This is a genomic window from Klebsiella sp. CN_Kp073, assembly GCF_040065495.2.
Taxonomy (GTDB): domain Bacteria; phylum Pseudomonadota; class Gammaproteobacteria; order Enterobacterales; family Enterobacteriaceae; genus Klebsiella; species Klebsiella aerogenes.
This window is the reverse complement of sequence record NZ_CM198051.1, coordinates 2,034,640-2,047,320: the sequence shown is the minus strand read 5'-3', so window position 1 is coordinate 2,047,320 and position 12,681 is coordinate 2,034,640. Positions and strand designations below refer to the sequence as shown.

9 protein-coding genes and 2 pseudogenes are annotated in these 12,681 nt (G+C 53.3%); 2 read left to right on the top strand and 9 right to left on the bottom strand.

The window, feature by feature from the left end:
• Nucleotide 1 precedes the first annotated feature (1 nt).
• Nucleotides 2-325, bottom strand: a pseudogene (locus tag ABLV66_RS09875) (ATP-binding cassette domain-containing protein); the annotation flags it as partial.
• A 9-nt stretch (nucleotides 326-334) separates the two neighbouring features.
• Nucleotides 335-694: pseudogene (locus ABLV66_RS09870) on the bottom strand (ATP-binding cassette domain-containing protein); the annotation flags it as partial.
• Nucleotides 695-976: 282 nt separating this feature from the next.
• On the opposite strand from ABLV66_RS09870, the gene ABLV66_RS09865 reads away from it, so the two are divergent.
• Nucleotides 977-1,663 (top strand): RluA family pseudouridine synthase, encoded by a 687-nt coding sequence (locus ABLV66_RS09865; protein ID WP_348875933.1) that lies wholly within the window; start codon nucleotides 977-979, stop codon nucleotides 1,661-1,663.
• A 4-nt stretch (nucleotides 1,664-1,667) separates the two neighbouring features.
• Here ABLV66_RS09865 and tdcG read toward each other — a convergent pair whose 3' ends face one another.
• The 7 genes from tdcG to ABLV66_RS09830 all read right to left on the bottom strand — a co-directional run bounded on the left by tdcG (nucleotide 1,668) and on the right by ABLV66_RS09830 (nucleotide 11,789).
• Nucleotides 1,668-3,032, bottom strand: a complete 1,365-nt coding sequence (gene tdcG / locus ABLV66_RS09860; RefSeq protein ID WP_213797654.1) for an L-serine ammonia-lyase — start codon at nucleotides 3,030-3,032, stop codon at nucleotides 1,668-1,670.
• An 86-nt stretch (nucleotides 3,033-3,118) separates the two neighbouring features.
• Nucleotides 3,119-5,413 carry a formate C-acetyltransferase gene (gene pflB, locus ABLV66_RS09855; protein ID WP_045390461.1) on the bottom strand — a complete coding sequence of 765 codons (2,295 nt, stop codon included), beginning with the start codon at nucleotides 5,411-5,413 and terminating at the stop codon, nucleotides 3,119-3,121.
• Nucleotides 5,414-5,445: 32 nt separating this feature from the next.
• Entirely contained in the window at nucleotides 5,446-6,654 is a 1,209-nt protein-coding gene (gene tdcD / locus ABLV66_RS09850) for a propionate kinase (protein WP_049059523.1), read from the bottom strand.
• Between the two features lie 28 nt (nucleotides 6,655-6,682).
• Complete coding sequence (gene tdcC / locus ABLV66_RS09845; protein ID WP_045390456.1) at nucleotides 6,683-8,014, bottom strand: threonine/serine transporter TdcC; 1,332 nt, start codon at nucleotides 8,012-8,014, stop codon at nucleotides 6,683-6,685.
• A 21-nt stretch (nucleotides 8,015-8,035) separates the two neighbouring features.
• Nucleotides 8,036-9,025, bottom strand: coding sequence for a bifunctional threonine ammonia-lyase/L-serine ammonia-lyase TdcB (gene tdcB / locus ABLV66_RS09840; RefSeq protein WP_045376007.1), 990 nt, complete (start codon nucleotides 9,023-9,025; stop codon nucleotides 8,036-8,038).
• Nucleotides 9,026-9,119: 94 nt separating this feature from the next.
• Nucleotides 9,120-10,058: a transcriptional regulator TdcA gene (gene tdcA, locus ABLV66_RS09835; RefSeq protein ID WP_045390453.1), complete on the bottom strand. Its 939-nt coding sequence runs from the start codon at nucleotides 10,056-10,058 to the stop codon at nucleotides 9,120-9,122.
• Between the two features lie 585 nt (nucleotides 10,059-10,643).
• Nucleotides 10,644-11,789 carry an MFS transporter gene (locus ABLV66_RS09830; protein ID WP_047045238.1) on the bottom strand — a complete coding sequence of 382 codons (1,146 nt, stop codon included), beginning with the start codon at nucleotides 11,787-11,789 and terminating at the stop codon, nucleotides 10,644-10,646.
• Between the two features lie 91 nt (nucleotides 11,790-11,880).
• On the opposite strand from ABLV66_RS09830, the gene ABLV66_RS09825 reads away from it, so the two are divergent.
• The gene (locus ABLV66_RS09825) at nucleotides 11,881-12,651 is read left to right on the top strand and encodes an AraC family transcriptional regulator (RefSeq protein WP_045390448.1); all 771 of its coding nucleotides are present in this window, start codon (nucleotides 11,881-11,883) and stop codon (nucleotides 12,649-12,651) included.
• Nucleotides 12,652-12,681: the final 30 nt, after the last annotated feature.

The window sequence follows — 12,681 nt, the reverse complement described above, 5'->3', positions numbered from 1 at the left end:
ATTAAGCGCGATGAGGAACTTCAAAAATGCGCAGCGCTTTACCGCTAACGGGATGCGCCACGCGAAAACTGGTCATGCCAAAAACCGGATAGCTCACGCTGGGGTGCAGCGCAGCCTCGGGTACGTCGCAAATCATCTGCTTGCCATGGTGGAGAACCAGCATCCGGTCGGCAAAGGCTTCAGCCGCGGCAAGGTCGTGTAACACCGCAATCACCGCAACCTCTGCGCGTTTTACCAGGGCAAGTAACTCGGTTCTCGCCAGCGGATCGAGGTGATTAGTCGGCTCATCCAGCAGTAATAATGTGGGCGATTGCGCCAGCGCGCGGGCGAGCGCGGCGCGCTGGCGCTGACCGCCGGAGAGGTCGCCCAACTGGCGATGGCGTAAAGGTTTCAGATCCGTATCACTAATAACGCTCTCCACGATGCGACGTCCCTGCGCCGAGGACGGTGATTCGCGATACGGTAAACGCCCCAATTGAACATACTCTTCCACCGTCAGACGCAAATCGGGGATATCGTTTTGCGACAGGAAGGCAATATTCCGCGCGCGCGCTTCCGGCGACAGTTGCCGTAGTGGACGCCCCTGCCAGTACAGCGTCCCTTTATCCGGACAGAGTTCGCCAATAATGGCTCTTAATAGGCTCGACTTACCGCTGCCGTTAGGTCCAATAACCGCCAGCTTTTCCCCGGCTCGGAGCGAGAAATGAATACCGTCGAGTATCACGGCCCCCCTTTTGGCTGTCAGATGCAGCGTATTGATGCGAAGTATTTCAGTATCGACCTTGGACATATTACTTTATTTCGTATGTTATAACATAACAATTATGTATCACACCCCACTCGTCTCTGCAAAGGGGTTGCATACTTTGTTATCGTTATTCGCTAAAAAGTCTTCCGTTCCGGAGCGTAGATTCCGGGTCGCCTTCCAGACAGAGATTCGCTATCATCCGCCCTCACCCTTAAGCAGCGCCTGCCCATGTCTACCGTAATTGATACCTTCATCGCCCCACCTTGTTCCGCGCAGATTAAGATCCTCTACGAGGACGAACATTTGTTATTGATCGACAAACCCAGCGGTCTGCTCAGCCTATCGGGTAAGAACCCGCAGAACCTGGATTCGGTCCATCACCGCCTGGTGCAGAATTTTCCTGGGTGCTCGCTGGTTCATCGGCTCGATTTCGGGACTTCCGGCCTTATGGTGGTGGCGCGTAACAAAGCGATAAACGCCGCGCTGTGTCAGCAGTTCAGCCAGCGGGCGGTAAGCAAGGTTTATCACGCCCTGTTGTGTGGGCATCCAGAGGAAGATGAAGGGGTGATAGACGCGCCGATTGCTAAAGATCCGGCGCTGTTTCCACGAATGGCGATTAGCGTGCGTAACGGTAAACCGGCGCGCTCGTGCTTTCAGGTGCTATCACGGGAATGGTTGTCAACAGCCAATGGTTCGCTGGCGGTAACTCGCGTACGATTGCTACCGGAAACCGGACGCACCCATCAGCTACGCATCCACTGCCAGCATCTCGGCTATCCGATTCTCGGCTGCGATCTCTACGGAGGGCTGGCGTCACATCAGGCCTCACGCCTGATGCTCCACGCCAGCGAACTGCATTTTCACCATCCGGTCAGCGGTGAAGCGATAGCGGCGCGCCAGCCCAGCCCTTTCTGATTCGTCAGTCGCAAATCACTTTTATCGCCAGCCCGCCGCGTGAGGTTTCGCGATATTTATCGTTCATGTCTTTACCGGTTTCATACATTGTCTCAATGACCTTGTCGAGACAAACCCGCGGCTCGCTGGTTCGGCGGAGCGCCATCCGCGCGGCGTTAACCGCCTTCACCGCATTGATGGCATTGCGTTCGATGCAGGGGATTTGCACCTGCCCGGCCACCGGATCGCAGGTCAGACCGAGGTTATGTTCCATGGCGATTTCCGCGGCGTTGCATACCTGCGCCGGGCTGCCGCCAAGGAGCTCCGTCAGCCCAGCCGCCGCCATAGAGCAGGCCACGCCAATTTCGCCCTGACAGCCAACTTCTGCGCCAGATATAGAGGCATTCATCTTATACAGTGAACCGATAGCCGCCGCAGCCAGCAGATAGCGGGCAATCGAGTTGGCATTGACCGGGCGGCGAAACTTGTCGTAATAGGCCAGAACCGCGGGAATAATCCCGCATGCGCCATTGGTAGGCGCGGTGACAACCCGGCCACCGGCGGCATTTTCTTCGCTCACCGCCAGCGCAAACATATTGATCCAGTCGATGACGTTCATCGGATCGCGGGACAGACTATCGCTGGCCACCAGCTGTCGGCGCAGCGCCGCCGCCCGCCGCGGCACGTTGAGCGGCCCCGGCAGCACGCCCTCGGTATTCATTCCCCGCTCAATACCGTTACGCATCACCGCGTAAATGGCGGCGAAACCAGCATCGATTTGCCCCTTATCGCGCAGCGCCCGCTCGTTTTGCATCATCAGGCCAGAGATGGAAAGGCCATTGTGTTCGCACAGCTGAAGCAGTTGATGGGCGGAACGGAAATCAAAGGGGACGGGCGTTGCGATATCGTGAGTCTGGCCAAAACGCGATTCCTCAACGATAAATCCGCCGCCAATTGAGTAATAGGTTTTGCTGAGTAGCGGCTGCTGATGATCCCAGGCGCTGATGCGCATACCGTTCTCATGGCGGGCCAGCGCGCTATCATGAAATACGATGCTCTCCGGCAGCGGGAAATCAACCTGCCGACTCCCCTTCGCCACCGGCAGACGGCCGCTCGCGGTCACCTGCTGAATGAAGGCCGGGATGGCGTCAATATCGACATCCTGCGGACTATTTCCCGCCAGCCCCATGATAATGGCGACATCGGTCGCATGCCCTTTGCCGGTCAGCGATAGCGAACCGTACAGATCGACGACAATGCGCGTAGTCTGCGTCAGGTCGCCGCGGGTCGCCAGCTCGGTGATAAAACTTTTTCCTGCATTCATCGGCCCCACCGTATGAGAGCTCGAAGGACCAATACCAATTTTGAAAATATCGAAAGCGCTAATCATATCTACACCTCGGTTTACCGTGCAGTGAAGACCAGGTTTCACACCCATGATAAAAATGGGGCGACCATTATCGTCGCCCCGTTGCGTTACAGCGCCTGGGTGAAGGTTCGCGAAATGACATCCTGCTGCTGTTCGTGGGTTAGCGCATTAAAGCGCACCGCATAGCCAGAGACGCGGATGGTCAGGTTCGGATAATTTTCCGGATGAGCTATGGCGTCCAGCAGCATCTCGCGGTTCATCACGTTGACGTTCAGATGCTGGCCGCCCTCGATCCGTTCTTCGTGGTGGAAGTAGCCATCGAGCAGACCGACGAGGTTGGTTTGCCGGACGCTCGCCTCTTTACCTAACGCCGCCGGGACGATCGAGAAGGTATAAGAGATTCCATCCTTCGCGTAGGTGAACGGCAACTTAGCCACGGAAGTCAACGAAGCGACCGCCCCTTTGCGATCGCGGCCATGCATCGGGTTGGCCCCCGGCGCAAACGGCGTACCGGCGCGGCGGCCATCCGGGGTATTACCGGTTTTCTGGCCGTACACCACGTTTGAGGTAATCGTCAGGATCGACTGCGTGGGCACCGCGTTACGGTACGTCGGCAACACCTTAATTTTCTTCATAAAGCGTTCAACGAGATCGCAGGCAATACTATCGACGCGCTGATCGTTATTGCCGTACTGCGGATAATCGCCTTCAATCTCAAAATCGATCGCCAGGCCGCTGTCGTCGCGGATGGGTTTCACCTTCGCGTGCTTAATAGCCGAAAGCGAATCCGCCGCCACCGACAGCCCGGCAATCCCGCAGGCCATAGTGCGGTATACGTCGCGGTCGTGCAGCGCCATCAGCGAGGCTTCATAACTATATTTATCGTGCATGTAATGAATGATGTTCAGCGCGCTGATGTACTGCACCGCCAGCCAATCCATAAAATGATCGAGGCTGGCCATCACTTTGTCGTAATCCAGCACCTCATCCATCAGCGGCGCGGTTTTCGGCCCGACCTGGATTTTGAGTTTCTCATCCACCCCGCCATTGATTGCGTACAGCAGCGTTTTGGCGAGGTTGGCGCGCGCGCCGAAGAACTGCATCTGTTTGCCGATGACCATCGGGCTGACGCAGCAGGCAATAGCGTAATCATCACTGTTGAAATCGGCGCGCATCAGGTCATCGTTTTCATACTGCAGCGAGGAAGTGACGATCGAGACCTGGGCGGCATATTTCTTAAAGGCAATCGGCAGCGCCTCCGACCACAATACGGTAAGGTTGGGTTCCGGCGCTGGGCCCATGGTGTGCAGCGTATGCAGATAGCGGAAGGAGTTTTTAGTCACCAGCGTGCGGCCATCCAGCCCCATCCCGCCAATCACTTCGGTTGCCCAGATAGGATCGCCGGAGAATAGCGTATCGAATTCCGGCGTACGCAGGAAACGCACCATGCGGATCTTCATAATGAAGTGGTCGATCAGTTCCTGGGCCTGTTGTTCATTGAGGATCCCGGCGTGGAAGTCGCGCTCGATATAGATATCGAGGAAAGAGGCGGTACGCCCCAGCGACATCGCGCCGCCGTTTTGCGATTTCACCGCCGCCAGATAGGCGAAGTACAACCACTGTACCGCTTCCTGAGCGTTGCGCGCCGGGCGGGAGATATCGCAGCCGTATTTCGCCGCCATCTCCTGCATTTGCAGCAACGCGCGGCGGTGTTCCGCCAGCTCTTCACGCAGACGAATAGTGGCTTCCAGATCCTGCCCGCGCTCCAGCGTTGCCTGCAGATCGGCAAACTGCAGTTCACGTTCACGCACCAGATAGCGGATGCCGTATAGCGCCACGCGGCGGTAGTCGCCAATGATACGCCCGCGGCCATAGCCATCCGGCAGACCGGTCAGTACGCCGGATTTACGGCAGCGCAGCATATCCGGCGAATAAGCGTCAAATACCCCCTGATTGTGGGTTTTACGCAGCTCGGTGAACAGATATTCAAACTGGCTATCCATTTCCCGGCCATAGGCATCAAACGAGCTTTTAATCATGTTAATGCCGCCAAACGGATGCAGCGCGCGCTTGAGCGGTTTATCCGTTTGCAAGCCGACTATTTTTTCCAGCGATTGCTCAATATAGCCGGCATCGTGAGCGGTAATGGTGGTGGCGATATTAGTATCAAAATCAACCGGCGCGTGGGTGGCGTTCTCTACGCGAATGCCGGCCATGACTTTTTCCCACAGCGCGGTCGTCGCCGGCGTCGCCTCAGCAAGGAATGATTCATCTCCGGTATACGGCGTATAGTTGTGCTGAATAAAATCACGGACATTAATTTCTTCTTTCCAGTCCGTACCTTTAAATCCGTGCCATGCTTCGGCGTACAGCATATCGCTGGTATCGATATTTACCTTCATGAAAATAATCTCTCTACAGGACCACAACGTAATTAAGCAAATTCCAGGGATGCATTAATTTTGCCTAAATGAATAGCATCGAGCGCAATCATCTTCTCTTCATTGGTGGGTATGACTGCAGATATCACTCGAGCCTCGCGGGAAGAAATAATGCGTTCACCGGCGGAGTTGGGTTGTTTATTTAGCGCCTCATTCAGGCTGACGCCGAATACCGCTAAATGCTCAATCACCAGTTGACGGATTAATACCGAATTTTCGCCGATACCGCCGGTAAAAATAATCGCGTCAAGGCGGCGTAGCGAGGCGGCATGGCCGGCAATGTGGCGGGCAATACGATGCACAAAGGTTTTAATCGCCAACCGCGCGCGTTCATGCCCCTCATGCCAGGCTTTTTCCAGCACCCGCAGGTCGGATGACAATCCGGATATCCCCAGCAGGCCGGACTCCTTATTCACCACGCGCTCCAGATCGCTGAGCGTCTGGTTAGTTTCGCCGGCGATCCACGCCATCGCGCCAAAATCGACATCCCCGCTGCGGGTGCCCATCATCAGGCCTTCCAACGGCGTCATGCCCATCGAGGTATCCACGCTGCGGCCGTTGCGTACCGCGCAAATCGACGCCCCGTTGCCAAGATGAGCAATGACCAGCCCGCTATCCTGCTCGGGTAAATCAAGCAACGCCAGCGCGCGCTGAGTCACATAACGGTGCGAGGTGCCGTGGAAACCATAGCGGCGCACGCCCAGTCGCTGGTAATAGTCCCACGGCAGGCCGTAAAGAAATGCTTCTGGCGCCAGCGTCTGATGAAAGCTGGTATCAAAGACCGCTACCTGCTGTACGCCCGGGAATAACTGCTGAGCTGATTCAATACCGCTGAGATTGGCGTAATTATGCAGCGGCGCCAGCGGCGACACCTGGCGAATATTGTCGATAACTTCATCGGTAATTATCGCCGATTCGGTAAATATGCTGCCGCCGTGCGCGATACGGTGGCCAATTAACGCCACGCTATCCATTAAATCACGCTTTTCTAATTCAAATGCGATCGCCTTCAATGCGCCTTCATAGCTGCGGTGAGCCAGCTTAGCCGGCTCTCCCCCATTTATTGACAGGAACGCATCTTCAGAATTAATGCCATCTGCAATACCAGCCATTAATACTTCACAGCTGGCGGCATCAAGTACTGAAAATTTAATTGAAGACGAGCCGCAGTTAATGACCAGTACTACCGGATATTCATTCATGTCATCACTCCGCTCGTCCTGAGCTTAATTAAAACAGTTTGTAAACGATGTTCAGAATGGTCAGCAGACCGATTACCGTGACGAAGACGTTGTCCAGGCGGCCGCGATATTTCGCCAACGATGGCGCTTTACGGATGGCGTACATCGGCAGCAGGCACAGCAGCGAGGCAATAATCGGCGCGCCCATCGCTTCAATCAGGTCGAGAATGTTCGGGTTGGCGTAGGCGACAATCCACGTTGAGCCCATGATAAAAATCATGCTGATGGTGTTGAGCTTGCCGCTGGAAACGCGGGTTTTATCGCCTTTGTAACCAAACTTCAGCACCAGACCGTTCAGGCCTTCCAGCGTGCCGAGGTAGTGTCCGAAGAAGGATTTGAAAATCGCCACCAGCGCGATGATTGACGCGCCATATTCAAGCACCGTTGCAAAGGTGGATTTGGTGCCGGACAGCGAGGCGAAGTGGTTCGCCAGGTACGAGAGCACCGGGATATTCTGCGCTTTGGCATCCGCCATATTCTGCGGCGACAGCGTAAACAGGCAGCTGAAGGCGAAGAACATTACCACGGCCACCATCAGCATGCTGGCGCGAGAGATAATCTGTGAACATTTGCGCTCGGTGAACTCGCGACCAAAGTCTTTCTCATACTCTTCGCGCTTGGAAACCACGAATGAAGAGACAATTGGCGAGAAGTTAAACGAGAACACCATAATCGAAATACCCAGCCAGACGGTCACCAGAATACCATCGTGACCGGTCAGCGAGATCTCGCTTAAATTCACCTGATCGATAACCGCGGAGTTCCAGTAAGGGATCAGCGACAGAGAAATCAGCACCAGGCTGGCGATAAACGGCCATACCAGATAGCTCATTACCTTCACCATCAGATCTTTACCGAACCAGATGACAAACGCCATCAGCAGCAGCAGGAACAGCGCGACAAAACCGCGGTTCAGCGCCGGCAGCTGCAGCTGATTTTCCCAGAAGGTCATAAAGGTATTGGTGATCGTCACGCCGTAAATCCACAGCAGCGGGCAAATCGCGAAGAAATAAAGGAAAGTAATCACCACCCCGCCGGTTTTACCAAAGTGCTCCTCTACCGTTTCAGTGATGTTGCCGGAAGGATTTGAGCCGGAAAGGCACAGCCGGGCCAGCGCCCGATGGCAATAGAAGGCGATCGGGTAGGCCAGCACTAACATCAGTAAGATGGGGATCAGGCCGCCGAAACCGGCGCGGATCGGGAAGAATAATACCCCGGCGCCAATGGCGGTGCCGAATAAGCCCAGGGTCCAGGTGGTGTCCGATTTGCGCCAGGACGACTCTTTTGTCTGGCTGGATACAATGCTATCTGTAGTACTCATATCCTATCCTCATCAAAAAGATTAAGCGTCAACTAAACCAGTAATTTGCGATACGCGAGACAGGTCGATATTGCCGCCGGAAATAATGCTGACGGTTTTTCGGTTCTGAATATAGCTGTCCAGCTTACCGCTTAATAATGCGGCACAGGCTAACGCCCCGGCCCCTTCGGTAATCACTTTATTGCGTTGAATAAGTGCGACCATGCTGTTGCGAATTTCGTCTTCGCTGACCAGCACAATATCGTCAACTAATTCACGAACGATCTGATAAGTAATATTTCCCGGGCGAGAAACGTCGCAACCGTCAGCCAGGGTGGCATTATTGCGATGATTGGTGATTTCTCCGGCGTAATACGAGGCCGCCATGCCGTGAACGTTTTCAGACTGTACGCCAATAATACGAATGGTCGGGTTGATCGATTTAATCGCCACCGCGATACCGGCAATTAAACCGCCGCCGCCAATCGGTACAATAACGTTATCGACATCATATAAATCCTCCATGATTTCCAGACCAATAGTCCCCTGGCCGGCTATCACTTTCGGATCGTCGTATGGTGGAATAAATATCCGCCCTTCCATTTCAACAATTTCGCTGACTTTGGCGATGGTGTCGTTAAAATTATCGCCATGTAGCACCACTTCCGCCGAATAGTCGCAGGTGGCGGCCACTTTTGATTTTGGCGCGCCTTTCGGCATCACCACTTTACCATCGATGCCGAGCATAGCGCAGGAGAGCGAAACACCCTGCGCATGGTTACCGGCGGAACACGCCACCACGCCTTTGCGCTTTTCCGCATCAGTCAGCGAACTGAGTTTATTAAACGCGCCGCGAATTTTAAAAGAACCGGTGCGCTGCATATTTTCAAACTTAAGGAAGATTTCGCCTTTGCATCGTTCGCTGAAATAATTCGAACGCGGCATCCCCGTTTTATATATTTTACCTGCCAATCTTTTTTTCGCTTCGAGGATATCTTCAATAGCAACTGGAAGATCGTATGTAATATGCATGAGAACCTCTTAACCTGGAATTAAACAAATAGCGTTAATGGGCAGCGACTGATAAATAAATCGCAGCTTAAGTTTCAATCAATATAAAAGACTGTTAATCAACGGTGATTAATTGTCGTCGTCGGCAACCGCTATGGGCTGAATATTCTTTCGCTAATTCAACTAACGCCGAGGCCGCGCTTTTAATGCGATAATTCTTCGACCATACCGCAGCATAATGCGCTACCGGTAATGCGTCCTCGACAGGAATAGTAATAAATTGATTAGAGCCAAATGGTGCGGTCATATCACACGGAATAACCGTCAGGAAATCAGCATTGAGAACAAGATTATAAATAGTAACGACAGAGTCTGTTTTAACGATGTTTTCATTGTTGATGCCGCTGCGTTGAAGCGTGGCGAGGAGTTCACTGTAGTAACCCATATTGGTTTGCGGCAATACCCACTGTTCGTGCTGTAACGATGCCAGCGTGGCACTGCCGCTCCGCGTTCGCGATTTGCTGGCCACCAGGACGAATTCCGATTCAAATAGCGGTTCGACATGTAGATCGTGCAGCTTCATTTCATCGCTCAGCGTGCCGATGGCGAAATCGAGACGACCATCACGGATCGCCGGCAGGAACGAAGAAAGCTGCGCTTCATACATCGAGACCTGTGCTTTTGGATATAATTTTTTGAATTTATGGATCATATCCGACATAAACGTGAAGCCGATTAGCGACGGGAAACCAAACGAGACGTCAACGACTGTGCTGCAGGTCATACTGTGCATTTCGTTAACCATATTTTTCATTTCACGGGTAATCGACTCCGACCAGGTCAACAGCACCTGCCCGGCTTCAGTCAAAGTTACACCGGTATTTTTACGGACGATGAGCTCGGTACCGAAATAGTCTTCAATATCATTAATTGTTTTACTGACTGCAGGTTGAGTTAATCCTAATTCTTTCGCTGCTGAACCAATCGAACCACTTCTGATCACCTCCTGGAATACAACCAGGTGCTGAGTTTTAGGGAGCGGAATAGTGTTCATATTGGTTATCCACGTTAATGACTTTGTTGACGGCGGGAAGTGTATCAAATGATGATCTGGTGGTTGTGTGAGACCACTCACAAAGCCCTTTTACCTATAATCAACCTTATCCAAAAAAACAAATTAAAACATTTAAAATCAATAAGTTAAAATAAAAAACATGAAATTAATCATGATTTTAGTCAAAGAAATATGAGGGGATAAAAAATATTTATGGGGATAAAAAAGGTTAATTTTTAAGCTAAAAATGAGCGGGCAAAGGGTAATTTTCAAGCAATAAAAGGAGGTATTTCACATTAATTTCTGTTTAAACCTCAGGTGTAAACAATCAAATAAAATGAGAAAACTGTATTTATTTCGATTTATTACGGGGTGAGGTCACAATTTTTCACGTTATTTGTATGTAAAGATATATTTCATTAATTTAGCTGAAAACAAAAACAAACAATTAATTATCATTATCAACATTATTTTAACCTCATTTTTTGGCTATTTTATAGCAGGTAATTCCTTGATTAAAATCAATATCGATTTTTCATCCAGTCACAAACCTGCCAAGCAGTGATTTGTGCTAATCATCACAAATCAGGAAAACTCATCATCCATGTGCCGCAGATAACGCCAACCGGTAAGCGCACTCACCGCCGCACAGATCGCTAACGTGATACCCAAGGATTCCCCCCAACCCACAATTGCCAGCCCCAAGCCGATAATCAAATAATAGGCCAGGCCAAGCAGCGCCCCGGCACTACCGCGGCAATCGCCGTAATCGCTAAGCGCCGTACCCAGCACCACGGGGATCGCCATGGCATAGGCTGTCGCTACCCCCATCATCGGTAGCAAAAAGAGCCATGAATGTGTTAACAGGCCAACGCCTGCGCTGGCGAGCAATAACAGAAGACCGGCACAAATAAATATGTGCTGCTGCCCCGCTCCACGTCGTAGCAACAGACGATTCCCCTGCGCGCCGGCTAACGCTCCCGCGGCCAGCGCCATACCGCTGTAGCCAAAAGCCCGCGCATCCAGCCCCAGGCGGGCAAAAAGGAACGGCCCCTGGCTGTAGTAGCTGAACAAACCGATATTCAATGCCGCCACCAGCGCCACCGCTAAACGGATTTTTGTATCCACCATCATGCGCAGTAATAGCGGCCAGAGCGCCTGATTTGCCGTTCGCGACGGCCGGGTTTCCGGCATTACCGCCGCGCACAGCAGCAATAGCGTCGCCGCCAGCAACGCCAGGGCGCTAAACACGCCATACATCCCCCACCACCCCGCCAACACGCCGCCAGAATAGACGCCAATTGCTGGGCTGATAGCCAGCGCCATGCCCACGAAGGAAAAAATCGCCGCCAACTGCCGACCTTCAAACGCATCGCGCAACACCGTTTGCCCAACCACCGACCCGATAGCCGCGCCGAAAGCCGCCAGGATGCGAGCCGCCAGCAATACGCCAAAATTTGGCGCCGCCAGCGCCAGCATGCAGCCTGCGGTATACACCGCCAGACCGAGCAATAACGCCGGCCGCCGTCCACGCCGGTCGCTGAACCAGCCCCAGAACAGCACGCCGATGGCAAAGCCAATGAAATAGACCGCCAGCGTCTGCGCCGCATCGGCGGCGCTAACGGAAAAATGGGCGCTGATATCAGTCAGCGCCGGGCTATAGATAGTTTCCGCGATTTGCGGAAACATGAGTAATGCGGTAACCAGCGCCATCGCCGAACGACTTAACATATCAATCTCCCTCATCAGAGGCGCCATTGTAGGGAGCGGCAAAATCGGCGATTATAAATATAATGACACTTAACATCGAGAATCAGACATCATGGCCTGGCTCAGCGCGGATGCATCCTTTGACCCTGATATATTCAATGCGCCGCTGATTGGCGTGCAAGCGACCCTAAACGGCGATCATGACGATGGTCTGCATCAACATCAAATGGGACAGATGCTATTTACCCGTCAGGGCTGCATCCGGCTGACGCTGAACGACGGCGCGCTATTGTGTATGTTGCCGCCGACCCGCGCGGCGTGGATCCCCGCAGGCGTCACCCACCGCGCCGAAATGCAGCACATCGTTGATTACCGTTCGGTATGGTTCGCCAATGACTCATACCCGCAGTTGCCCCGTCAGCCTGCGATCCTCAACGTTACGCCGCTGCTGCGCGAGCTACTGGAACGCATCAGCGCCAGCCCCTGGGATACCGACTGGCGACAGGGCCCGGCCCTGCACCTGGCGGCGCTTTGCGTGGCGGAAATCGGCGCGGCAAAACATGAACCGATGATGCTAACGCTGCCGCAGGATAAACGTCTACGTCATCTCAACGGCCATGAGCAACCGCCGCTACTTCAACAACTGGCGGCGCAATGCGGCGCCGGAGAAAAGACCATCAGCCGCCTGTTTCAGCGCGAAACCGGCATGTCATATCAGCAGTGGCGCCAGCAGTGGCGGCTGATGAAAGCCGTAGAATTGCTGTCCTGCGGCCAGCGCATCACGGATGTCGCCCAGGCGCTGGAGTTTGCCAGCGATAGCGCCTTCATCTACTTCTTCCGTACTCAGACCGGCAAAACGCCGGGACAATATGTCGCCAGGTAAATACTCTGTTTTCGGCCAAAATGTTAACTC